Origin of the sequence: Kaistella polysaccharea, assembly GCF_020410745.1 — a bacterium.
GTDB lineage: Bacteria > Bacteroidota > Bacteroidia > Flavobacteriales > Weeksellaceae > Kaistella > Kaistella polysaccharea.
In genome coordinates this window covers 1,394,880-1,416,502 of sequence record NZ_CP084528.1, presented here as the reverse complement: position 1 = coordinate 1,416,502, position 21,623 = coordinate 1,394,880, and the positions used below count along the sequence as shown (strand labels likewise).

At 36.4% G+C, this 21,623-nt stretch carries 24 protein-coding genes; 13 read left to right on the top strand and 11 right to left on the bottom strand.

Annotated features, from left to right (window positions below; all coding sequences use genetic code 11):
• Window positions 1-24: 24 nt before the first annotated feature.
• On the bottom strand, window positions 25-525 hold the full coding sequence (locus LC814_RS06520; protein WP_226063144.1) for a hypothetical protein: 501 nt from the start codon (window positions 523-525) through the stop codon (window positions 25-27).
• Window positions 522-1,751 carry an imidazolonepropionase gene (gene hutI, locus LC814_RS06515; protein ID WP_226063143.1) on the bottom strand — a complete coding sequence of 410 codons (1,230 nt, stop codon included), beginning with the start codon at window positions 1,749-1,751 and terminating at the stop codon, window positions 522-524. The genes LC814_RS06520 and hutI overlap by 4 nt, the downstream gene beginning before the upstream one ends.
• Window positions 1,752-1,906: 155 nt before the next feature.
• Between hutI and ruvB the strand changes: the two genes are divergently transcribed.
• The 5 genes from ruvB (at window position 1,907) to LC814_RS06490 (ending at window position 6,324) form a co-directional block, all read left to right on the top strand.
• Window positions 1,907-2,929: a Holliday junction branch migration DNA helicase RuvB gene (gene ruvB, locus LC814_RS06510; RefSeq protein ID WP_226063142.1), complete on the top strand. Its 1,023-nt coding sequence runs from the start codon at window positions 1,907-1,909 to the stop codon at window positions 2,927-2,929.
• Window positions 2,930-2,962: 33 nt separating this feature from the next.
• Complete coding sequence (locus LC814_RS06505) at window positions 2,963-3,334, top strand: four helix bundle protein (RefSeq protein WP_226063141.1); 372 nt, start codon at window positions 2,963-2,965, stop codon at window positions 3,332-3,334.
• A 72-nt stretch (window positions 3,335-3,406) separates the two neighbouring features.
• Window positions 3,407-4,273 (top strand): MBL fold metallo-hydrolase, encoded by an 867-nt coding sequence (locus tag LC814_RS06500; RefSeq protein WP_226063140.1) that lies wholly within the window; start codon window positions 3,407-3,409, stop codon window positions 4,271-4,273.
• Window positions 4,274-4,297: 24 nt separating this feature from the next.
• Window positions 4,298-4,924, top strand: coding sequence for a dephospho-CoA kinase (coaE, locus tag LC814_RS06495; protein ID WP_226063139.1), 627 nt, complete (start codon window positions 4,298-4,300; stop codon window positions 4,922-4,924).
• 131 nt (window positions 4,925-5,055) lie between these two features.
• A complete protein-coding gene (locus LC814_RS06490) occupies window positions 5,056-6,324 on the top strand; it encodes an alkaline phosphatase family protein (RefSeq protein ID WP_226063138.1) in 1,269 nt (422 codons plus the stop codon).
• Between the two features lie 51 nt (window positions 6,325-6,375).
• Here the strand turns inward: LC814_RS06490 and LC814_RS06485 are convergent, their stop codons facing one another.
• The 4 genes from LC814_RS06485 to dinB all read right to left on the bottom strand — a co-directional run bounded on the left by LC814_RS06485 (window position 6,376) and on the right by dinB (window position 11,778).
• Window positions 6,376-7,434, bottom strand: coding sequence for an NAD(P)-dependent alcohol dehydrogenase (locus tag LC814_RS06485; RefSeq protein ID WP_226063137.1), 1,059 nt, complete (start codon window positions 7,432-7,434; stop codon window positions 6,376-6,378).
• Between the two features lie 102 nt (window positions 7,435-7,536).
• Window positions 7,537-9,012: an alpha-amylase gene (locus LC814_RS06480; RefSeq protein WP_226063136.1), complete on the bottom strand. Its 1,476-nt coding sequence runs from the start codon at window positions 9,010-9,012 to the stop codon at window positions 7,537-7,539.
• Between the two features lie 75 nt (window positions 9,013-9,087).
• A complete protein-coding gene (locus tag LC814_RS06475; protein WP_226063135.1) occupies window positions 9,088-10,665 on the bottom strand; it encodes a Na+/H+ antiporter in 1,578 nt (525 codons plus the stop codon).
• A gap of 63 nt (window positions 10,666-10,728) precedes the next feature.
• Window positions 10,729-11,778, bottom strand: a complete 1,050-nt coding sequence (dinB, locus tag LC814_RS06470) for a DNA polymerase IV (RefSeq protein WP_262903729.1) — start codon at window positions 11,776-11,778, stop codon at window positions 10,729-10,731.
• A 230-nt stretch (window positions 11,779-12,008) separates the two neighbouring features.
• On the opposite strand from dinB, the gene LC814_RS06465 reads away from it, so the two are divergent.
• Window positions 12,009-12,776, top strand: a complete 768-nt coding sequence (locus tag LC814_RS06465) for an NYN domain-containing protein (RefSeq protein WP_226063133.1) — start codon at window positions 12,009-12,011, stop codon at window positions 12,774-12,776.
• A 127-nt stretch (window positions 12,777-12,903) separates the two neighbouring features.
• Entirely contained in the window at window positions 12,904-13,314 is a 411-nt protein-coding gene (locus LC814_RS06460) for a DUF2059 domain-containing protein (RefSeq protein WP_226063132.1), read from the top strand.
• Window positions 13,315-13,387: 73 nt separating this feature from the next.
• Here the strand turns inward: LC814_RS06460 and LC814_RS06455 are convergent, their stop codons facing one another.
• Together LC814_RS06455 and lpxK are read right to left on the bottom strand one after the other, a co-directional pair.
• Complete coding sequence (locus LC814_RS06455) at window positions 13,388-14,206, bottom strand: purine-nucleoside phosphorylase (RefSeq protein WP_226063131.1); 819 nt, start codon at window positions 14,204-14,206, stop codon at window positions 13,388-13,390.
• Window positions 14,190-15,215 carry a tetraacyldisaccharide 4'-kinase gene (lpxK, locus tag LC814_RS06450; protein WP_226063130.1) on the bottom strand — a complete coding sequence of 342 codons (1,026 nt, stop codon included), beginning with the start codon at window positions 15,213-15,215 and terminating at the stop codon, window positions 14,190-14,192. Before lpxK ends, LC814_RS06455 begins: the two co-directional genes overlap by 17 nt.
• A 160-nt stretch (window positions 15,216-15,375) precedes the next feature.
• Here lpxK and LC814_RS06445 point away from each other — a divergent pair, with 160 nt between their 5' ends.
• The 3 genes from LC814_RS06445 to LC814_RS06435 all read left to right on the top strand — a co-directional run bounded on the left by LC814_RS06445 (window position 15,376) and on the right by LC814_RS06435 (window position 17,547).
• A complete protein-coding gene (locus tag LC814_RS06445) occupies window positions 15,376-16,362 on the top strand; it encodes a D-alanine--D-alanine ligase (RefSeq protein WP_226063129.1) in 987 nt (328 codons plus the stop codon).
• Window positions 16,363-16,429: 67 nt separating this feature from the next.
• Window positions 16,430-16,906 (top strand): pantetheine-phosphate adenylyltransferase, encoded by a 477-nt coding sequence (coaD, locus tag LC814_RS06440; RefSeq protein ID WP_226063128.1) that lies wholly within the window; start codon window positions 16,430-16,432, stop codon window positions 16,904-16,906.
• 62 nt (window positions 16,907-16,968) lie between these two features.
• Complete coding sequence (locus LC814_RS06435; RefSeq protein WP_262903728.1) at window positions 16,969-17,547, top strand: trimeric intracellular cation channel family protein; 579 nt, start codon at window positions 16,969-16,971, stop codon at window positions 17,545-17,547.
• A gap of 101 nt (window positions 17,548-17,648) precedes the next feature.
• Here LC814_RS06435 and LC814_RS06430 read toward each other — a convergent pair whose 3' ends face one another.
• Window positions 17,649-18,215 carry a DUF2892 domain-containing protein gene (locus LC814_RS06430; protein ID WP_226063126.1) on the bottom strand — a complete coding sequence of 189 codons (567 nt, stop codon included), beginning with the start codon at window positions 18,213-18,215 and terminating at the stop codon, window positions 17,649-17,651.
• Window positions 18,216-18,287: 72 nt separating this feature from the next.
• On the bottom strand, window positions 18,288-18,782 hold the full coding sequence (locus tag LC814_RS06425) for a dihydrofolate reductase (RefSeq protein WP_226063125.1): 495 nt from the start codon (window positions 18,780-18,782) through the stop codon (window positions 18,288-18,290).
• A 78-nt stretch (window positions 18,783-18,860) separates the two neighbouring features.
• Between LC814_RS06425 and LC814_RS06420 the strand changes: the two genes are divergently transcribed.
• Genes LC814_RS06420 through LC814_RS06410 form a run of 3 tightly spaced genes read left to right on the top strand, consistent with a single transcriptional unit; the run spans window position 18,861 to window position 20,687 of the window.
• The gene (locus LC814_RS06420) at window positions 18,861-19,469 is read left to right on the top strand and encodes a LemA family protein (protein WP_226063124.1); all 609 of its coding nucleotides are present in this window, start codon (window positions 18,861-18,863) and stop codon (window positions 19,467-19,469) included.
• Window positions 19,469-19,897, top strand: a complete 429-nt coding sequence (locus tag LC814_RS06415; protein ID WP_226063123.1) for a TPM domain-containing protein — start codon at window positions 19,469-19,471, stop codon at window positions 19,895-19,897. The genes LC814_RS06420 and LC814_RS06415 overlap by 1 nt, the downstream gene beginning before the upstream one ends.
• Entirely contained in the window at window positions 19,878-20,687 is an 810-nt protein-coding gene (locus LC814_RS06410) for a TPM domain-containing protein (protein ID WP_226063122.1), read from the top strand. The genes LC814_RS06415 and LC814_RS06410 overlap by 20 nt, the downstream gene beginning before the upstream one ends.
• An 81-nt stretch (window positions 20,688-20,768) precedes the next feature.
• Here the strand turns inward: LC814_RS06410 and LC814_RS06405 are convergent, their stop codons facing one another.
• Window positions 20,769-21,566 carry a head GIN domain-containing protein gene (locus LC814_RS06405; protein WP_226063121.1) on the bottom strand — a complete coding sequence of 266 codons (798 nt, stop codon included), beginning with the start codon at window positions 21,564-21,566 and terminating at the stop codon, window positions 20,769-20,771.
• Window positions 21,567-21,623 lie beyond the last annotated feature (57 nt).

The window sequence follows — 21,623 nt, the reverse complement described above, 5'->3', positions numbered from 1 at the left end:
TTGAGTAACAAAATTTAATTCGCCTTAATAGTTATCGATAAAGAGATAAGTTCCACTGATCAGTTCATTTTCATTTTGATCATTCAGGTCCTCATGTACGAATACTAAATCTATTTCATCCGGATAATCAACGTCGTCATTAGAGTAGAAATAAATATTTTCTTTGCTGAAAATATAGTCATCCATTCTAATTTCTACATCATTTATATCTAACTCAGGTTTAAGTGCTGTAAATTTCCAATTTTCAAACTTAGGTGCTGCTTCGATGAGTTCTTCGGCGTAAACAATATCTTTAATATTTCCATCAACGGTTACAATAAGTTCTGCTATAGAATTATCAGGCATTCCCACGAGAATGAAGAAATTCTCATTCACTTCTTTCAATTTAGGCAGAACAATATCTAAAAAACTTTTTTCAATGTTTTGGCGCTCTTTTACTGCATTGAAGAAAGATTTTTCCTTGCTTTTAAACCAGTTCCAAAATTCTTGATAAGAGGAAGTATTCTCTTCTATTTTTTCTGTCATAATGTTTGTTTTTCGCCATCAATATAAACAGCTTCCGCTTTTAAACTTCCCTGGTGATAAAGAACATTCTGGAAATTATCATTTTTAAAAGTAACAAAATCTGCTTTTTTTCCTTTTTCTAAAGTTCCGCGGTCTTCAAAATTCAAAGCAAAAGCCGAACGGAAACTAATTCCCGCCAAAACTTCCGCCGTTGATAATTTTTCAAAAGTCGCTAAAATACTCGCTTGAGTAATCAAATTTCCCATCGGTGCAGAACCAGGATTCCAATCAGACGCAATCGCTAAAATTCCACCCGCATCTAAAATTTTACGTGCCGGCGTAAATTTTTCACCCAAACCTAAACTCGCTCCCGGAAGTGCAGTTGCGACTGTTTCTGATTTTGCTAAAAACTTGATATCTTCATCAATAGTTGCTTCCAAATGATCCGCAGATTTTGCACCAACTTCAACGGCAATTCTGGAACTTCCGGAAGTAAATTGATCGGCGTGAACGGTAATTTCAAAACCTAATTCTTTTGCTTTTAATAAAAACACTTTACTTTCTTCTGGAAGAAATGCAGATTTTTCAATAAAAATATCAACTCTTTTTGCGAGATTTTCTTCTTTTACTTTGGGTAAAATTTCGTCTAAAATATATTGTAAATATTCCTGCGAGCTTCCTTCAAAATCTCTGGGTTTTAAATGGGCTGAAAGACAAGTCGGAACTAAAGTCGCTTTCGTAAAAGTTTGTGCTTTTTTAACAACGCGCAACATTTTCAGTTCACTTTCAACATCTAAACCATAACCGGATTTTATTTCAATCGTCGTAATTCCTTGTGATATCAGAAAATTAATTCTTTCTAAAGTCGTTTTTAATAATTCTTCTTCGCTCGCAGTTCTGGTATGTTGAACGGAACTCCAGATTCCACCGCCACTTTCTGCGATTTCCAAATAAGTTTTTCCTGCATTTCGCATCGCAAAATCATTGGCACGGTTTCCACTAAAACAAATATGCGTGTGAGAATCTGTAAAAGCCGGCAAGCATATTTGTTCACCTTCAATAGTTTCGATTTCTATAGTTGGAAATTGTTCTTTTAAATCATAAAAAGAACCAGTGTTTTCTATTTTTCCATCTTTAATTAAAATTCCACCGTCATTGATAATTTCGAGTTTGTCATCCGAAAGTTTTCCACGCAAAGGCAAGTTTGCAAGCGTTACAATTTGTGTAAAAGGACCGATTAATTTCATAGAAAAATACTTTCTGTAAATTTAATTATTAAAATATAAAGGCGCAACGGAATTAAAATAAGATGTATTTAGGTTGAAATTGCATTGTCTTTTTTTAAATAAATTTAAAGTTGCTAAAAAAACTTACCTTTGATTTCAACAAATTTTAATTAAAAATGCCCGACTTTTTGCATCCTGATCAAGAAAATTTTTCTGAGGATGAATTGATTTTAGAAGAGAAAATCCGTCCGCAGAGTTTTCAGGATTTTGCCGGACAGCGCAAGACTTTGGATAATTTAGAAGTGTTTGTAGCAGCAGCAAAAAATCGGAATGGCGCTTTGGATCACGTCCTTTTACACGGTCCACCCGGTTTGGGAAAAACGACATTAGCCCATATTATCGCTAATGAATTGGGTGTTGGCTGCAAAATAACTTCGGGACCTGTTTTGGATAAACCTGGAAGTTTAGCCGGCTTACTCACGAATTTAGAAGAAAATGATGTTTTATTTATCGATGAAATTCACAGACTTTCACCGATTGTAGAAGAATATTTATACTCCGCGATGGAAGATTATAAGATTGACATCATGCTGGAAAGTGGGCCGAATGCGAGAAGTGTTCAGATTGGCTTAAATCCTTTTACCTTGGTTGGAGCAACGACCAGAAGTGGAATGCTAACCAAACCAATGTTGGCGAGATTCGGAATTCAGTCACGTTTAGAATATTATACGATCGAACTTTTATCAATGATCATTGAAAGAAGTGCGCGTGTTCTGGATGTCAAAATCTATGAAGATGCAGCTTTGGAAATTGCGAGAAGAAGTCGTGGAACGCCTAGAATTGCAAATGCATTGTTGCGAAGAGTTCGAGATTTTGCTGAGATCAAAGGAAATGGGGAAATTGAAATTAATATTACAAAATTTGCGTTGAACTCCTTAAATGTTGATGAATTTGGACTCGATGATATGGACAATCGAATAATGCGCGTCATGATCGAAAATTTCCGTGGGAAACCAGTGGGAATTTCTGCCTTGGCAACTTCGATTGGTGAAAACCCGGAAACTTTGGAAGAGGTTTATGAACCGTTTTTGATTCAGGAAGGTTTTATTATTCGAACTCCAAGAGGAAGAGAAGTGACCGAAAAGGCGTATAAACATTTGCAGATTACGATTCCGAGAAGACCAGATGAACTCTTCTAGTTAATAATGAAAAATTAATAATGAATATCTGAGATGGAAAATGTTTTTCAAGAAAAGGATAATATTATTAGGAGTAAATCATTTGATTTTTCGGTTAGAATAGTCAATTTGTATAAAATTCTTTATTATCAAAGGAATGAAATGGTGATTTCTAAACAGTTAATACGATCTGCAACATCTGTTGGAGCAAATATTGAAGAAGGAATTGCTGCTTTTAGCAAAAAAGAATTTATATTTAAACTTCAAATTTCTTACAAAGAAGCTTTCGAAAGTAGATATTGGCTCAAACTTCTTTTTAAAACAGAATATATAAAACAATCGGAATTTGAATCTCTACTTTTTGATGTAGAAGAAATTATAAAAATTATGACGGTAATTTTAAAATCTTCAAAAGAGAATCAGTAAATTTTCTATCAGATTAAAGAATTGGTTAAAAACCAATATTATTTATTAAATATTAATTATTCATTTTTACCTATGAAACTCTATCCTATACAGTGCGGAAAATTTAAATTAGATGGTGGTGCAATGTTTGGTGTAGTGCCGAAATCTCTTTGGCAACGGACGAATCCGGCTGATGAAAATAATTTAATAGAATTGGGAACGCGTTCACTTTTGGTGGAAGACGGTAAAAAACTGATTCTCATCGATTGTGGTTTAGGAGACAAGCAGAATGAGAAATTCTTCGGTCATTACTCGCTTTGGGGCGATGATACTTTGGATAAAAACCTGAAAAAATATGGTTTCATAAAAGAAGATATTACAGATGTTTTTTTGACACACCTTCATTTTGACCATTGTGGCGGCGCGATCGAGTGGAATGCTGACCGAACTGGTTATCAACCAGCTTTTAAAAATGCACAATTCTGGACGAACGAAGAACATTGGAAATGGGCGACAGAACCTAATCCGAGAGAAAAGGCAAGTTTTTTGAAAGAGAATATTTTGCCAATGCAGGAAAGTGGACAGTTGAATTTTTTGCCAACTCCGCAAAATGGCAATTACGGTTTCGCACCAGATTTGAAAATGGATGTTATTTTTGTAGATGGACATACCGAAAAGCAAATGCTTCCAGTCATTCAATATCAGGAAAAAACAATTGTTTTCGCGGCAGATTTAATTCCTACTGTTGGGCATATTCCACAGGTTTATGTGATGGGTTATGATACGCGTCCGCTTTTAACAATGGAAGAAAAGGCAAAGTTTCTAAAGCAATGTGTTGATAATGAATATCTTTTGTTTTTTGAGCACGATGCGCACAATGATTTGGCGAGTTTGAAAATGACGGATAAAGGTATTCGGTTAGATGAAACTTTCAGCATGAATGAAGTTTTTGGTTATTAAGATTAGAAAAATTAAAATAAAATTATGATAGAAGAAGAAGCTGAACCCGAACCCAGGGACAGTACAAAAATTATTGGAATAACCGGTGGAATTGGCTCCGGAAAATCAACGGTGTCGAAACTTATTGAAGAAGCAGGTTATCCTGTTTATTATTCAGACATTCGGGCGAAAACAATTGTGAATGATCATCCGCAACTTCAGCAACAGATCGAAGAACTTCTAGGAGAAAAATCGTATGACGAAAATGGTTTATACGACCGGAAATATGTTGCAGATCTAGTTTTTGAAGATGAGGAACTATTATTGAAACTCAATTCATTAATTCATCCGGCCGTAAAATTAGATTTTGAAAACTGGGTTTCACAGCAAAAAACAGATTTTGTTTTTAAAGAAACAGCTCTTTTGTTTGAATTGAAATTAAACGAAAACTGCTACAAATCCCTATTGGTTACCGCTGATGACAACTGCAGATTAAAAAGAGTAATGGATCGCGATAACAAAACATATCGGGAAGTCGAAACAATAATGTTGCGACAAATGCCTGAGAAAGATAAAGTGAAAATTGCAGACTTTGTTATTTACAACAATGACGGTCTTGAAGAGCTTGAAGACGAAACTAAAAAAGCTTTAGAGGAAATTATCGCCTCGTAATCAGTTCGAAATGATAGAAAACCAGATTAATTTAAATCTGGTTTTTTTGGGTTTAAATTTCTTAGCGATTCCCTAAAAGTTAAGAGTCTTTAGGTGGTAAAAAGTAATAAATTTGCAGCTCATTAAAAATTATGAAAAAGTATCTTGTTCTCTTTTTGCTCGGATGTATTAACCATGTTTTTTCGCAAAGCGATACGGCTCAAGTCGTGATTGCAGATCGAATGAATACGCCGATTTCAGAAAATAAACCCTACGTTATTTTAATTTCGACGGACGGTTTTCGGTCGGATTATGCGGAAAAATTCCAGGCGAGTAATCTTTTGAAATTTGCAGAATCTGGAGTTTCATCAAAAGCGATGTTGCCCAGTTTTCCGTCTATTACTTTTCCCAATCATTGGAGTTTAATTACAGGATTGTATCCGTCACATCACGGATTGATTGACAATTATTTCTACGATTACAAGAGGGAAAACTTCTACGCGATGAGTAAACAAGAAGCTGCTGAAGATGGCACTTGGTACGGCGGAACTCCACTTTGGGGGCTCGCAGAAAAACAGGGAATGCTTTCTGCATCGATGATGTGGGTAGGTTCGGCAAGTGACGCTGGAGGAACAAGACCTACATATTACTATCATTATCACGAAAAATTTACGCCTGAGGAAAAAGTTCAGAAAGTAATCAAGTGGCTCCAGCTTCCAGAAGCTAAAAGACCACACTTTATCAGTTTATACTTTCCGGAAGTAGATTCTAACGGCCACCGATTTGGACCTGACAGTAATGAAACAGCGAAAGCAGTGAAACTTATAGATACGGCGGTCGGAAATTTGGTCGAAAAAGTTCAAGAATTAGGGTTACAGAATGTAAACTATATTTTCGTGTCCGATCACGGAATGATTGCTGTAGACAAGGAAAATCCTTTAGAAATCCCCGAAATATTATTTGATAAAAACCGCTTCGATTTTTATAATTCTCAAACCTTGCTGCGTGTTGTGGTGAAAGATAAATCGCAGGTTAAATCGGTTTTCCGACAACTTAAAAAAGACCGAACTTCGGACTATAAAGTTTATCTAACGAAAAGATTTCCGCGTAAATTAAATTTTGCACAAAGAGATGACCGCTATAATCGAATTGGTGATATTATTTTGATTCCAAAAGCGCCTAAAATATTTCTGGAAAAAGGAAAAAACACTTCCCTAGGTAAGCATGGTTACAACCCTTACAAAGTTCCTGAAATGAAAGCTACATTTATCGCATTTGGTCCGGCCTTTAAATCAAACAAGAAAATTGGGGAATTTCAAAATGTAAATGTTTATCCAATTGTGACAGATATTTTAAAATTAAAAATATCGAATCCGATTGATGGTTCAGAACAAATAGCAAAGGAGATTCTTTTAAAATAATAAAAAATCCGGCTGAATTTTCAACCGGTTTTTCTAATTTTTAAATGAAATTTAATTTTTTAAGGAAGCCATATCAATTACGAAACGGTAACGAACATCGCTTTTCAACATTCTTTCATAAGCTTCGTTAATATCTTGCATGTTGATCATTTCAATTTCTGGTAAAATATTGTGTTCACCGCAGAAATCCAGCATTTCTTGAGTTTCTTTAATTCCACCAATCAAGGAACCTGCAACTGATCTTCGACCTAAAACCAATGGAACCGATAAAAGTGCTTCGTCCATTTTACCGATAAAACCTACTAAAACTAAAGTTCCGCTAATATTTAAAGTAGAAATATAAGGATTGATATCATGATCATAAGGAACGGTATCAATAATCAAATCAAATTTTCCTTCGGCCGCTTTCATTTCATTTTCGTAGGTAGAAATTACCACAGAATCTGCGCCGAGGTCTAATCCATCTTGAATTTTATCAGGACTTCTGGAAATTAAAGTGACTTCAGCACCTAAACCTTTAGCCAGTTTTATGGCCATATGACCCAAACCGCCTAAACCTACAACCGCGACCTTACTGCCTTCTTTTACATTCCAGTGTTTCAAAGGAGACCATGTTGTAATGCCCGCACAAAGTAGAGGAGCAACCGCTTTCAAATCAAGGTTCTCAGGGATTTTTAGAACAAAGGCTTCATCAACAATAACTTTTTCAGAATAACCACCGAAAGTTTGTTGGTTTAAATGTTTGTCATTTCCGTTATAAGTTCCAGTTGAGCCGTTCAGGCAATATTGTTCCAAATCCTGTTTGCAACTTTCACATTCTCGACAAGAATCCACCATACAGCCAACTCCGGCTAAATCTCCAACTTTAAATTTGGTGACTTGTTCACCAATTTTTGTAATTCTTCCCACAATTTCGTGGCCCGGAACAGCAGGATATTTTGTGCCACCCCAATCATTTCGTGCAGTGTGTAAATCGCTGTGACAAACGCCGCAGTATAAAATATCAATCTCAATGTCCGTAGGTTTTACACTTCTTCGGTCAATTGTCATTTCTTCTAAATCTGCATCTTTCGAAGCTGCCCCAAATGCTTTAATATTATTGTCGCTCATCTATATTATTTTTTAGTTACGCAAAGATACTTGCTCAGCAAAAGAATGTATGTTAATGAAATACTAAATTGTTCTGTGCTTAGTCATAAACTTTAGGTTTTATCAATCTTCAGGTACCCAAACTGACACATTTCCGGCAGGAACGGGAAAATTTCCCCAGCCATTTTCATCAATGGTTATTTTTTCCTCAAACCAGCCCAGGAAATCATAAAAAATCTGCCCAGAATATTGGGTTCCCATTTCCATGGGTTTTGTGTACGTGTCTTTATTGCTTAGTACAACAGCACATCCTGAATGTTCGCCATCACCTTCACGAACCCAGCCAAGGCAGTTTGCATCTTCAAAATAGTCGCGCTGAGGTCCATATGCAAAATACTGACGCGCTTTCAAAAGTTCTTCAATTTTTTCCACTTTATCCAGGAAAATTTCCTGATCGTTTCCTGCTTTATCTTTATCAGTATAATGAGCTCCAAATAAATCTGGATAGAAAATACACGGGTAGCCATCTTTCCGAAGCAATATTAAAGCATACGCTAATGGCTTGAACCATTTTTCAACCGGCGCTTCTAATTCCTGCAAAGGTTGCGTATCGTGATTATCAACCAATGTTACCGACAAAAGTGGATTGGCCCTCGTTAAGGTTTCATCAAAAATAGTTCGCAAATCATAATCTGAACCTGACAACGAAGCAAGATGGAAATTGTGCTGTAAGGAAGAATCAAACAAACTCATAGAACCCGCTGTCGCATCGATATATTCTTGAAGCAAGGGCAAGTGGCCTGGTGCCCAATATTCGCCAACAGCAAAGATGTTTTTTCCTGTATTTGCGCGCAAAGTATATAACCATTCCTGATAAAATTCCGGAGACTGATGTTTCACCGCATCCAAACGAACTCCATCAAAATGAACCTGATCATGATACCATTTTCCCCAATAATTTAATTCTTCACGAACAAAAGGATTGCGGTGTTCAATATCATTATACATCAAATAATCATAATTTCCCTTTTCATCAGTAATCATTTCATCCCAACCTTCGCCATAATCCTGAATAATTTGGTAAATTCCTTCTTCCTGACCTTCGGCGTAATCTACACCCGAAAAACACTGGAAGTTCCATTTAAAATCGGAGTATTGCTCACCGCGCCCGGGAAAAGTAAATTTGGTGTAAGATTCTATTTCATAGGGTTCGGATAGATTTTGTTGGCGATTCTCGGGATTTACTTTAACAACATTAAATTTTTCTTTTTCATCGCCACCCGCTTTGTGATTTAAAACAATATCTACGATAACTGAAATTCCTTCTTCCTGTAATGCTTTACACGCATTTACATATTGTTCTTTCGACCCATATTTGGTCGGAATAGTTCCTTTCTGATCAAATTCGCCCAAATCAAACAAATCGTACGGATCATATCCTACAGAATAGCCTCCACCTGAACCTTTGTAAGCCGGAGGAAACCAAACTGCAGAAATTCCTACATCTCTTAAATAAGAAGCTGAATCTTTTATTTGGTCAAAAAGCTGCGCATTTCCATCAGAATACCAATGGAAAAACTGAATCATTGTTGGGTTCATAGGGTATAATCGTATTTAAAAAATTCAGGTCTAAAAAATGATTCTATAAATTTGAGGAAAATTATCTGTTTTCGCTTACTTCATGATGTTTAATTTCTCTTCTTGAAGATCAAGCAAACGCAAATGTTTTCTGATAATTTCTTCATTGAGCAAAAGTTCCTTTCTGTTTTTAGTGATCAGATATTTTTTCTGGGTATTGATAACATCTGAGTAAATGTTTTGATATTCTTCGTAATTGATAATAACTTCGGAGCTATTGAGTCGTTTTTCCCAAATTGAAAGTTGATCTTTCAGTGCTGGGAAAGTTTCTATTTTATCAGGATAATCAGTCCGGATTTTATCGATGGCAACTTGGGCAAGCTCAGTTCGGATTTCATAATCAATTTCCTTTTCACTTTTAATGTAATCCCGATCTTGCGGCGGAAAATTTTTAAGTAAAATGGGTAAACTTAGTCCCTGAACAACGAGTGTTAATAAAATGACCACGAAGGTAATGAACAGTATTAAATTTCTTTCCGGAAACGGAGATCCATCCGCCAAAGTAATCGGAATTGAAAGTGCTGCTGCGAGAGAAACTACGCCGCGCATTCCAGTCCAAGCTAAAAGCATAGGTGATTTCCAATTGGGAATTTCACGATCTGCAACTTTAATAAAATTCCGCATAATTATGGTTGTAACGACAGCGCCATAAACTGCAAAAATTCTTACCAATACCAAAACTAATGTTACTGCAGCACCGTAGCCTATTGCAGTGTAAATATTGGTATTTCCCAAGCCAGACACAATTTCGGGTAATTCTAACCCAATAAGCATGAAGACGATTCCGTTTAATAAAAAACAGAAACTTTCCCAAACCGTAACCGCTCGGAGTCGGGAAGCACTGCTTAGAAAATCTTGGTTTCGATAAGATAAAAATAAACCTCCGCTTACCACTGCCAAAACTCCGGACGCATGAAGTTCTTCAGCTGCAAGGTACATCACGAACGGCGCAACCAAAGTCAGTAGCATATCTGTATTCGCATCGGTTGGTAAAAGTTTATGCATTTTTAAAAATAAGTAAGCGATGAGTAGTCCTATGCCGACACCGCCAATACACATCCAAACAAAACTTGCAGCAGCTTCCTGCCAAACAAATTGTCCCGTTACGGCAGCGATCATCGCAAATCTAAATATGATTAAGGAAGATGCATCATTCAGCAAACTTTCTCCCTCTAAGATGGAGGCAAATCTCTTCGGAACTTTTACAAATTTTAAAATAGCGCCAGAACTTACCGCGTCAGGTGGCGACACGATCCCACCCAGCAGAAATCCTAAAGCCAACGAAAATCCGGGAATAAAATAATTTGCGAAAACTGCTACGGAAAGTGCCGAGAAAAAGACGACCACAAAAGCAAAACTGAAGATAATGCGGCGCCATCTCCAGAGTTCTTTCCAGGAAGTTGTCCAGGAAGCTTCATATAATAATGGTGGTAAAAAAATGAAGAAAATGAGTTCTGGATCTACTTTAATGGTTGGAATTCCGGGAATAAAACTTACTGCAAGTCCAGCGATTACGAGTAATACCGGATATGCAACCTGTATTTTTTTTGCTAATATGAGAAGGAACGTAATGAGCAAAACCAAGGAAAGGTAAAATGCAAAGTTCTCTAGCATACATTAAATTTACAGTAAAAGTAAACATTAATTGGCTACATTTTATACAGAATGACATCGTGATTATTCGAAATCTTCAAAAGGAATTTTCAGTTGTACCGAGATTTGTTTCTTCTCTTGAGTGTTGAGGTTTGAAAGCGATAATCCAAGCAAACGAACCGGTTTATCAAAAGGCCGAAGTTCCCACAGTTTTTTCGCTGTTTCGTATAAATTTTTCGAATTTCCGAAATATTCTTCCTGAGTTTTACTCCGCGTATATACTGTGAAATCTTTATATTTAATTTTCAGGGTTAAAGATTTTCCTTTGATTTCTTTAGTTAAAAGTCGTTTATCTAGATCATCGCTAATGATTTCCAATTGTTTAAAAACTTCTTCTTCATCTAATAAATTTTCCCAAAAAGTTTCCTCAACACCAACACTTTTTTGAATCCGATGGGGTTTTACTTCACTGTGATGAATTCCTCGAACGACATTGTAGTAATATGTTCCTGATTTCCCAAACAGTCGGACCAATTCTTCTAAAGATTTTTCCTTTAAATGAGAACCTTTAAAAATATGAAGTTCGTGCATTTTATTCGCCGTCACTTTTCCGATTCCATAAAATTTCTCGATAGGAAGTTCTTCCATAAATTCGAGAATTTGGGTAGGATGAATGGTTTTCTGTCCGTTGGGTTTCCGATAATCAGAAGCCACTTTTGCGAGGAATTTATTAACTGAAATCCCTGCAGAAGCAGTAAGTCCAGTTTCTTCAAAAATCCTGCTTCTTACTTGTCTGGCGATTTCCTGTGCGGATTCTATTCCTTTTTTATTTTCGGTAACATCCAGGTAAGCTTCATCCAAAGAAAGTGGTTCTACCAAATCGGTAAATTCATAAAAGATCGATCTTATCTGTTGAGAGATTTCTTTGTATCTCGCGAATCGCGGTTTTACAACAATTAAATGCGGACATTTTTCCAGTGCGATTTTACCCGGCATTGCAGAACGAATTCCAAATTTTCGGGCTTCATAACTGGCTGCAGCTACTACACCATACATTCCGCCGCCGACCACCAGAGGTTTTCCTTTCAGTTCGGGGAAATCATGTTGCTCCACAGAAGCATAAAACGCATCCATATCAACATGAATAATTTTTCGGTCGATTTGCACGGTGCAAAATTAAGGAATGATATTGAAGTTTAATATAACTTAGAATTTGTAAATTTGAAATAAATTCAAACACAATCAGCACCGCTGAACTAAAATTAGATTTTGATACAAGTCAAATAAAAGTTTTATCACTTTGGGATGGAAGAAGAGACGACAATAGAATTCCAATAAAGTAAAATTGTAAACAGATAAATAATATGACCGACGACAAATTAGCAGTCCTCATCGATGCGGACAATGTTCCGTATAAAAATGTAAAAGAAATGTTGGAGGAGATTTCCAGAAATGGAACACCAACCATCAAAAGAATATATGCCGACTGGACCAAACCCACCGTTTCTGGCTGGAAAAATGTACTGCTGGAAAATGCGATCACTCCAATTCAACAATACAGTTATACGACTGGAAAAAATTCCAGTGATAGTGCCTTAATTATTGACGCGATGGATATTCTGTATTCCGAAAAAGTCAACGGGTTTTGCATTGTATCAAGCGACAGTGATTTTACAAGATTGGCCACGCGACTTCGCGAAGCCGGAATGATGGTAATGGGATTTGGGGAAAAGAAAACGCCGAAACCTTTTATTTCTGCCTGTGATAAATTTATTTATCTGGAAATTCTAAATGATACGGAGGAGTCTGAAAAAGACGTAGAAAAAGATTCTGAAAATAAAATCACCAAGAAAAGTGAAAAACCTAAACGTAAAAAAGAACCGCTGAGTAAAGTAGATTCGCGAACGATCAAACTCATCACAGAAAGTATCAACGACCTGGGCGACGAAGATGGCTGGACTTTCCTGGGAAACCTTGGAAGTTTTATCATCAAAAAGAAACCTGATTTCGATCCAAGAAATTTCGGTTTTCTTAAATTACTACCTTTAATAAAAAGTATCGGAAAAATTGAAATTGATGAGCGCGAGACGGGCGTCAATAATATTCGACATATTTATGTGAGGGTAAAATAAGAATTTTAGATTTCTTCCTTATTCTATAACATTAGAAATTAAAATTTTGAATGCTATGAAAAATTATTTTGTAATTTTTTGCTGCTTTTTTTTAAATTTTTCTCTTGCACAAGATCAAAAACAAGAGGTGTTTCAAAAAATATCTTCTACCCTGAAAGAATTTAAAGTAAATTCTACTGAAGTTCCGGAAGATCAATTAACCCATGAAATACGAAAATTAAGATCTACAAAAGGTGGATTTAATATTAACGAAGCAATTTTATTTAAAATCGGGGAAGATCAATCAAAAGGTGAACTCACTAAAGAAGATGCGGAAAAGTTAGAACAATTTTTTAATTCTGGTAATGGTAGAAGAGATCTCGATAATGCAATTACCTGGATTTACAGAGATTTATACACTTCTGCTGAAGTAAGAAAACTTACAAGATTTTATAAAAGTTCTGCGGGGCAAAAACTATCGAAGAATTTTCCAATCATTATGCTGGAATCTTTGAAAGCAGCGGAGGAAATAATGAAAGAATATAAAAAGGTAGAATAGGCCATTAATTAATAAAAATAGAAAACGCATCCCGAAAGATGCGTTTCCCTATTTTATATAATCTCTCTGAAAATTAAGTGTTGTAATTTTTCACCAAACCTTTTACGATTTTAATAACATTTGGCATCGCTTTATCAGCGGCCTGTAAAACCTCCTCATGGGAAACAGTAAACGCAATATCTGGTCCACCAACATCAGTAATTATCGAAATTCCAAAACAATCCATTCCCTGATGTTTTGCCACAATTACTTCCGGAACAGTGCTCATTCCCACGGCATCTCCGCCGATCGCTTTGATCATTCCGTATTCTGCAGGTGTTTCAAAAGTTGGTCCTTGTAACGCAACGTAACAACCTTGGTGTGCAGTAATTCCTAAATCCTGTGCAACAGTGGCTGCAACTTCAATCATTTTTTTATTGTAAGGCTCGCTCATATCCACAAATCGTGGACCGAATTCATCCAAATTTTTTCCCCGCAAAGGATGTTCTGGCATCATGTTAATGTGGTCATTTATAATCATCACATCAGCAACTTTAAAAGCGGGATTTACGCCACCGGAAGCATTTGATAGAATCAAATTTTTAATTCCTAATAAATGAAAAACGCGGAAAGGGAAAACTATGGTTTGAATATCATGACCTTCATAATAATGAAATCTGCCACTCATCATCAAAACTTTTTTGCCTTCAAGTGTCCCGTAAATTAATTTTCCACCGTGTCCAACTACGGTGGTTTGGGGGAAATTTGGAATATCTCTATAATCTAAAATATGTATTGGTTCGACTTCATCTTTCAGCTTACCTAAGCCAGAACCTAAAACAATCGCAAATTCGGGCGTGTCTTGAATGATATTTTTAATGAAATTGGCAGTTTCTTTAATTCTTTCCAACATAGTTAAGGATGGTTTTGTTAAATTCTTCTTTCTTGTCGATGGTTACATTTATGGGCCAGTAAAAAACAAGATCTCTAAGATAATCAAAAGTTTTCAGCCGCACATAGTCTTTCTCTGTGGTGAGAATAAGTTTGTATTCACCGAGTTTTTTATACTCTGCTAAAATATTTTTAATGTCTTGATCGCTGAAATTATGATGATCACGGAATTTCAAATGTTTTACGCGCTCTGAAAATTTTGAAAGATGCTTTACAAGCGGCTTAGGATTGGCAATGCCCGTAATTAATAGAATATCGTAGTACGATAAATTATTGTCCGGAAGCATTTGATTTCTTGCGTACACATTTTCATCATATCCAATACTCGAAAAAAATACTTTCTGGTTATGCTGCGGTTTAATTCTGGAAATAAAATATTGCTTTTGCTCAACAGTTAAATTTTCGGGACATTTTGAAACCATGATGATTTGGGCTCGTCGTGCGCCGCTGCGGCTTTCCCGTAAATTTCCGGCAGGTAACAGATAATCTTTAAAATAGGGATCGTTATAATCGGTCATCAAAATATTGAAACCTGGCTTTATGGCGCGGTGCTGATAAGCATCATCTAAAATCAAAACCTGAAGATCCATATCTTCAATCAACTTTTTTGCACCGGGAACGCGTTCCTCAGAAACTGCAATAACAAACTTATTCTTAAATCTTTCGAAAAGTTGCATCGCTTCGTCGCCAACTGTTTTATAATTACTGTCGTAATTTGTAATTCCGTATCCTTTTGTTATCCGGCCGTAACCTCGGGAAAGAACCCCGGTTTTATAATGTTTAGAGAGTAAATCAGCGATATACATTACCATCGGCGATTTTCCACTCCCGCCTACAGAGAGGTTTCCGACATTGATGATCGGCGTTTTAAATTTGGTCGATTTAGATATTCCCCAGTTATACATCATATTACGAGCGGAAGTAGCCACATGATAACCCAGGGAAAAAGGGTAGAGATACCATCTTTTCATAGATGGCGAAATTACGATATTTTAACAATTCTGAAAAGATTAAAATTTGCTTATTAACGGATGAAAGGATACACAAAAAATCGCGCTTTTGCTATAAATTTTAATATTTCATCGTGGCTATTGAACTATTTGTTTAATTTTGCTTTTATAGTATTATCTGATGAGCAAGAAAAATATTGCCGTTGTAATGGGCGGTTATTCCGATGAGTATAAAGTTTCGCTGAAAAGCGGTCAACTGATTTTTGATTCTTTGGATCGGGAGATTTATAATGTTTACAAAGTGGTCATTCTGAAAGATGAATGGTATTTTGTAGATGATCGGGGCGACAAAGCTGCCATTAATAAAGCTGATTTTACTGTCAGTTTAAGCAGTGGTTTTCAGGTTTGTTTTGATGTCTGTTTTAATATAATCCACGGTAAACCTGGTGAAAATGGGGAATTGCAGGCATACTGGAATACGATTGGTCAGAAATATACGGGTTGTGATTTTTATCAAAGTGCCTTAACCTTCAACAAAAAAGATACATTAGCAGTGCTTTCTAAATACGGGATTCCCTCTGCAAAAAGTATTTACTTGCGCCTGGGAGAACCTATTAATGAAGGTCAAATAGTTAAGGAATTGGGATTGCCACTTTTTGTAAAACCAAATCAGTCCGGCTCCTCGCTCGGTATTACGAAAGTGAAGGAACAGTCTGAACTTAAAAATGCACTGGAATTCGCCTTCGCGGAAGATGAAGAAATATTAATTGAAAGTTTCCTCGATGGAATGGAAGTTTCTGTAGGTGCCGTAGATATTAACGGAGAAACCATTGTTTTGGGAATTACGGAGATTGTACCCGATAAAGAATTTTTCGATTATGAAGCGAAATATGAAGGTGCATCCGAAGAAATTACACCTGCCAGAATAGACGAAGAAACCCGACAGCGCGTGGAAGACATTACTAAAAAAGCCTACAATGCATTAGGAATGAGTGGTTTTTCCCGCACCGAATTTATTATTATGGATGGTATTCCATACATGCTGGAAATGAATACCAACCCAGGTTTCTCACCAGCTTCTATTTTGCCACAACAAGCTGCTTTTTATGGAATTTCCATCAAAGATCTCTGCGGAAATGAAGTAGAAAAAGCCTTAGCTAAACATTAAATAAAGTTGTTTTAGATTTAAAAATTATTTTCATCTAAAATCTATAATTCAAAATCTAAAATCATCTATGAGAGTTGCAGTTTTCCCAGGTTCTTTCGATCCTATAACGCTTGGCCATTATGATATCGTGGAACGAGCGTATCCTTTATTCGACAAAATAATTATAGCAATCGGACAGAATTCTCAGAAAAAATATATGTTTTCTTTAGAGGAGCGCATTCATTTTATTCGAGAGGTTTTCAAAGAATTTCCGAATATTGAAGTTGATCATTTTGAAGGTTTAACCATTGATTACTGCCACAGTAAAAATGTGAATTTTATTTTGCGAGGTCTCAGAAATCCGGCGGATTTCGAATTCGAGAAAGCAATCGCGCAAACCAACCGTGAGCTGACAAAAGACAACGAAATAGAGACTATATTTTTACTGACTTCATCCGGGAAATCCTTCATCAGCAGCAGTATTGTACGCGAAATCATCACTTTCGGTGGGAATTACGAGATTTTAGTACCAGAAGCCGTGCGCGTGATCCCAAAAAATAAGTAAGAGTGCAGGTTCAGGAAAACTTTAGTTTAGCCATTGAAATTTTGGGAACCATTGCGTTTGCCATGTCGGGGAGTTTTGCCGCGATGCAGAAACGTCTTGACCCTTTCGGAGTTTTAATTATAGCTTTTGTCACTGCAGTCGGTGGCGGAACAATTCGAGATCTATTATTGGATGTTCCCGTTTTCTGGATGCACGATATGGTAATCTGTACCGTTATTTTCATCACGTGTATCGTATCGATGATTTTCAAATCTTTAGAAAAGAAATTTAAAGTCACCTTATTTATCTTCGACAGTTTCGGGCTCGGCCTTTTTACTATTATTGGAATCCAGAAAGGAATTAATGCTGATTTACATCCTTTAATCTGTATCACTTTAGGGACCATAACCGGATGTTTTGGGGGAATTAGCAGGGATATTTTATTAAACAGAATTCCGCTTATTTTCCGCAAAGAAATTTATGCAACCGCTTGTATTACTGGCGGAATTATATTTTTAGGTTTGGTAAAATACAGCACGCTTTCTTATGGATTTGTGCAGGTTTCTACTATTTTACTCATTGTTGCGATTCGAACCTTTGCAGTGAAGTATCAATGGCAAATTCCTAAATTTTACGGTGTTGATCACAGTTCTGAAATGTAAAATTTAATTCTGTTCAGTGTACTTAATTTTAGACAAAAAGTCAAAAAGATTTCACAAAAAAAGTCCGAGTAATCGGACTTTAATTTATGAGAAAATTCTCTTTAAGAAAATTTACCACGCTGCCGCATATTCGGATTATGCATGTGTTTCTGCATAGAAGGCATTTTCAGCTGATCCTTTAGCATCTTTATTTGATCCGTCATCATTCCGGCGCTGTCTAGGCGTTTCGCTTCTTCCAAAAGTTTTTGCGCTTCCTGGCGTCTGCCTTTCTGCATTGCCCCAGCTGCAATATTTAAAGTGGCCATTGCGCGGTCATGTTTCATATTTAAACCGTATTCCAAAGCTTTTTTCATAAAAGGTTCTACTTTCGCTGGATTTTCCTGCGCTAAAGTAAGACCTTGCAAATAGTGAAAATAACCGTACTGCGATTTATGAAGTTGCGTGTGGTAATTGGTGATTTTTGAAAGCCACTTCGCAGCTTTAACCATGTTTTGTTTGCGCATGAACCAGAAGGCCAATAAAATATATTCATTCTTAAAAAAGAGCAAAATTGGGATGGCAGATAGAATAACCAACACGATTCCCCAGCCAATATTTCTATTCATCATCAGATAAACTCCGGCTGCAATGATCAGAGCTGCGATAACAAATTTCAGGTATTTATTCATTGTTAAAATTTAGTGGTGCAAAGATAATAATTTGTGTCTAAAACTAAACTGCCTAATTTTCAGTTAAAATATTTAGAGTTTTTCTTTCCGCTCAAATGTTTGAAAGCAAAAATCGTAAGCATTTTTTTCGTCTTTCTCGTGGCAGATTTCGTCGGTTTTTACCCAGATTTTCTCGCTAATTTTCGGGAAATAAGTATCAGCTTTCAAAGTGGTTTTTACGAGGGTAACTTCTAATTTGTCCGTTATCTCCATGGTCTGTTCGTAAATCTTACCGCCGCCAATGATAAAAATATCTTCGTCTATTTTTTTTGCAAACTTAATGGCTTCTTTTAAACTTCCTACAATCAGAATACCTTCTTCAAACCAATCTTTTTTAGTACTTACAACAATGTTTGTTCGGTTCGGAAGTGGTTTTCCAATACTTTCGTAAGTTTTACGACCCATGATAATTGGGTGCTCTGATGTAATTTCTTTAAAATGTTTTAAATCGGTTGGTAAATGCCAAAGCATTTGATTTTCAGCACCAATTTCATTATTCAAACCCATTGCTACTACAGCTGTTATCATTTTAAATTAATTTTTTACAAATTTAGCACATAAATTGTATATTTGGGTAGCATTAAAATTTTTAAAAAATAATAAACTATGAGAAATAAAGGCTGTATGAGCGCCGGAACAATCGGTATTGCTCTCCTTGTAATTGCTGCTGTGCTCTTCTTCTGGGGTAAAAACGGATACAATAATTTTGTAACAAAAGAGCAGACTGTAAATACCAAATGGTCTAATGTAGAAACAGTATATCAAAAACGTGCGAATTTAATTCCGAACTTAGAGCGTACTGTAAAATCGTACTCTCAATTTGAGCAGGAAACATTAACAAAAGTGATTGAAGCCCGTTCTAAAGCAACATCAATTACTGTAGATCCTACCAATATGACCGAAGCTGATATGGCGAAATTCCAGGCAGCGCAAGGTGAATTAAGTGGCGCTTTAAGCAGATTGATGGCCGTGGTAGAGCAATATCCAAACTTAAAAGCGGATCAGCAGTATTTAAATTTCCAAAGAGAATATACGGCGATTGAAAACAGCATCCGAAGCGAAACGGTTTATTATAACGAAGCAGCTCAGGATTATAACACTACGATTAAAACGTTCCCAAATAATATTTTGGCAAACTTCACCAACTTTAAAGAGAAACCATATTTTAAAGCGGATGCAGGTGCTCAAAAAGCACCAGAAGTTTTCACGAACTAATGAATAGTTTTCTAACAGATTATCAAATGGCTTCTCTCGTAGAAGCCATTAAAACAGCCGAAGATCACTCGACTGGTGAAATCCGTATTCATATAGATTCCCAAACAGAAGGCAATAATGCCGAGATTGCATTTCAAGTTTTTAAAACGCTTTGCGAAGGACAAACCGAAGAGCGAAATGCGGTATTATTTCATGTGAATTTTGAACAGCAATATTTAACCATTATTGGTGATGAAGGCATTCATAAAAAAGTTCATCAGAATTTTTGGGATAAAATTCACGATCAGATTACACGCGAATTCTCTCGCGGAAACTATCATGACGGCTTACGGAATGCAGTCTTAGAAACAGGTTTAGAACTTAAAAAACATTTCCCGATTTCGGGAGAAAATCCCAATGAACTTTCTAATGAGATTACTTTCTCGTAAATATTTCTTCGCTTTTCTACTCGTAGGTTTAAGCATTTTTGTTTTTGCCCAAAATATTCCGAAAAAACCCGCTATTTTATATCCGATAACTGACGAAGTAGGAATATTGACACAGGGCGAGAAAGATCAGCTCAATCAAAAACTAATTAAATTTTCCGATTCAACATCTACGGAAATCGCAGTAATTATCATTCCGACAACGGGTGGCGAGGATGTGAATTATCTAGCCACGATGTATGGTGAAAAGTGGGGAATTGGTCAAAAAGAAACTGATAACGGCATCGTTTTCTTAATCGCTACAGAAGATCACACCATGGCTATACAGCAAGGTAGAGCTGTAGAACAATATTTAACAGCATCGGTCGCAGGGCAAATTCTGGATTATATTGTTACGCCAAATTTCAAACAAGGATTATGGTTTGAAGGAATTAATAGAGGAACTACGGCTTTAATGGAAGCTGTTCAAGGCAAATTTAAGCCGATTGCAAAAACTTCATCGGAGGAAAGTTTAACTCCGGGACAGATTTTAATGATTGCTTTCTTTGTGTTTATAATCTTAAGTTTTCTCTTCAAAAACCGAGGAGGCGGTGGCGGCAATTATAATGACGATGAAGATGTGATCTTGTCACGACGGGGACGACGTTCCTACCCAGGTGGATTTTTCCCTTTCCCAGGCAGTTTCGGTGGTGGCGGTTTTGGTCGTTCCGGCGGTGGTTTTGGCGGTGGCGGATTCGGAGGCTTCGGCGGAGGCGGAAGTTTCGGTGGAGGCGGTGCTTCTGGAGGTTGGTAGACTCGAATAATTTCGAAAATTAAAATAGAAAATCAGCCTCGTTATGAGGCTGATTTTATTTTCAGGAACTGAAGAGAAGTTTTACTGAATTGAAATACTTCCGCCACTATTTTCTTTTTGACTGAAAATATTTAAATTCCCAATTTTTTTGATGATGACATCACCGGAAGAATTGGCACTTGCCCGCAATTCATTGCTTACTGACAAACTTGCGGAGCCGCTGCTTGAGGCCTCTATTTCTGCATTCTCTGCCATCACGCCCTTCGCATCCAAAGTTCCGGACGAAGAGGCGTCGAGGTTTGCATTTTTAGTTTTTCCTGAAATAATAATATCTCCGGAAGAAGAAACATCTGCTACTAAATTCACAGCCCAAATTTTTCCAGAGTAACTTCCAGAGCTTGAAACATCGATTGAAAGGTCATTTGCTTCTAAATTCCCCGAAATACTCCCAGAACTTCCAACTTTTATTTCTGTTTTTTCTTGGGTAAACTGATCTTTAATCGCAATTGATGCGGAGGAGTTTGCTTCCAGTTTAGAGAAATCTTTCGCAAAAATTTTCACTGCAACATTTCTCGCAGAAATATTTAGTCCCGATTTAAAATGAATGTAAAGTCTCCCATTATCATTTTCAACTAAAATATCGTCAATAATATCTGAAGGCGCAGTGACAACTACTTTTTCAGTACTTGATTTTACAAGCTCTGCCGCAATGGACTGCGAAATTTTAATCTCATCGAAATTCATCATAAACTGTTGGGTTTTAATGATGCCATTTCCTTCTTTCGTTCCAAAATTAAGCGGAAAGCCATTATCTGATTTAATGTTACAGGAAGTAAATAAAAGAAGTGTAGCGCAAGCGAAAATAAAAGATGTTTTCATAGTTTAAATAGTATTGATGGTTATTTTGTTAAAGATAAATTTAAAATTAATACCTTT

What these genes read in the sequence shown, in the direction of transcription:
- lpxK (WP_226063130.1), bottom strand. Translation starts at nt 15,215, where the DNA reads ATGAAAAGATGGTATCTCTACCCTTTTTCCCTGGGTTATCATGTGGCT.
- LC814_RS06480 (WP_226063136.1), bottom strand. Translation starts at nt 9,012, where the DNA reads ATGAACCCAACAATGATTCAGTTTTTCCATTGGTATTCTGATGGAAAT.
- LC814_RS06485 (WP_226063137.1), bottom strand. Translation starts at nt 7,434, where the DNA reads ATGAGCGACAATAATATTAAAGCATTTGGGGCAGCTTCGAAAGATGCA.
- LC814_RS06425 (WP_226063125.1), bottom strand. Translation starts at nt 18,782, where the DNA reads ATGATAACAGCTGTAGTAGCAATGGGTTTGAATAATGAAATTGGTGCT.
- LC814_RS06405 (WP_226063121.1), bottom strand. Translation starts at nt 21,566, where the DNA reads ATGAAAACATCTTTTATTTTCGCTTGCGCTACACTTCTTTTATTTACT.
- LC814_RS06490 (WP_226063138.1), top strand. Translation starts at nt 5,056, where the DNA reads ATGAAAAAGTATCTTGTTCTCTTTTTGCTCGGATGTATTAACCATGTT.
- LC814_RS06520 (WP_226063144.1), bottom strand. Translation starts at nt 525, where the DNA reads ATGACAGAAAAAATAGAAGAGAATACTTCCTCTTATCAAGAATTTTGG.
- LC814_RS06430 (WP_226063126.1), bottom strand. Translation starts at nt 18,215, where the DNA reads ATGAATAAATACCTGAAATTTGTTATCGCAGCTCTGATCATTGCAGCC.
- LC814_RS06455 (WP_226063131.1), bottom strand. Translation starts at nt 14,206, where the DNA reads ATGTTGGAAAGAATTAAAGAAACTGCCAATTTCATTAAAAATATCATT.
- LC814_RS06415 (WP_226063123.1), top strand. Translation starts at nt 19,469, where the DNA reads ATGAATAGTTTTCTAACAGATTATCAAATGGCTTCTCTCGTAGAAGCC.
- LC814_RS06505 (WP_226063141.1), top strand. Translation starts at nt 2,963, where the DNA reads ATGGAAAATGTTTTTCAAGAAAAGGATAATATTATTAGGAGTAAATCA.
- LC814_RS06445 (WP_226063129.1), top strand. Translation starts at nt 15,376, where the DNA reads ATGAGCAAGAAAAATATTGCCGTTGTAATGGGCGGTTATTCCGATGAG.
- LC814_RS06465 (WP_226063133.1), top strand. Translation starts at nt 12,009, where the DNA reads ATGACCGACGACAAATTAGCAGTCCTCATCGATGCGGACAATGTTCCG.
- coaD (WP_226063128.1), top strand. Translation starts at nt 16,430, where the DNA reads ATGAGAGTTGCAGTTTTCCCAGGTTCTTTCGATCCTATAACGCTTGGC.
- hutI (WP_226063143.1), bottom strand. Translation starts at nt 1,751, where the DNA reads ATGAAATTAATCGGTCCTTTTACACAAATTGTAACGCTTGCAAACTTG.
- coaE (WP_226063139.1), top strand. Translation starts at nt 4,298, where the DNA reads ATGATAGAAGAAGAAGCTGAACCCGAACCCAGGGACAGTACAAAAATT.
- LC814_RS06500 (WP_226063140.1), top strand. Translation starts at nt 3,407, where the DNA reads ATGAAACTCTATCCTATACAGTGCGGAAAATTTAAATTAGATGGTGGT.
- LC814_RS06475 (WP_226063135.1), bottom strand. Translation starts at nt 10,665, where the DNA reads ATGCTAGAGAACTTTGCATTTTACCTTTCCTTGGTTTTGCTCATTACG.
- dinB (WP_262903729.1), bottom strand. Translation starts at nt 11,778, where the DNA reads ATGGATGCGTTTTATGCTTCTGTGGAGCAACATGATTTCCCCGAACTG.
- LC814_RS06420 (WP_226063124.1), top strand. Translation starts at nt 18,861, where the DNA reads ATGAGAAATAAAGGCTGTATGAGCGCCGGAACAATCGGTATTGCTCTC.
- LC814_RS06435 (WP_262903728.1), top strand. Translation starts at nt 16,969, where the DNA reads ATGTCGGGGAGTTTTGCCGCGATGCAGAAACGTCTTGACCCTTTCGGA.
- LC814_RS06410 (WP_226063122.1), top strand. Translation starts at nt 19,878, where the DNA reads ATGAGATTACTTTCTCGTAAATATTTCTTCGCTTTTCTACTCGTAGGT.
- ruvB (WP_226063142.1), top strand. Translation starts at nt 1,907, where the DNA reads ATGCCCGACTTTTTGCATCCTGATCAAGAAAATTTTTCTGAGGATGAA.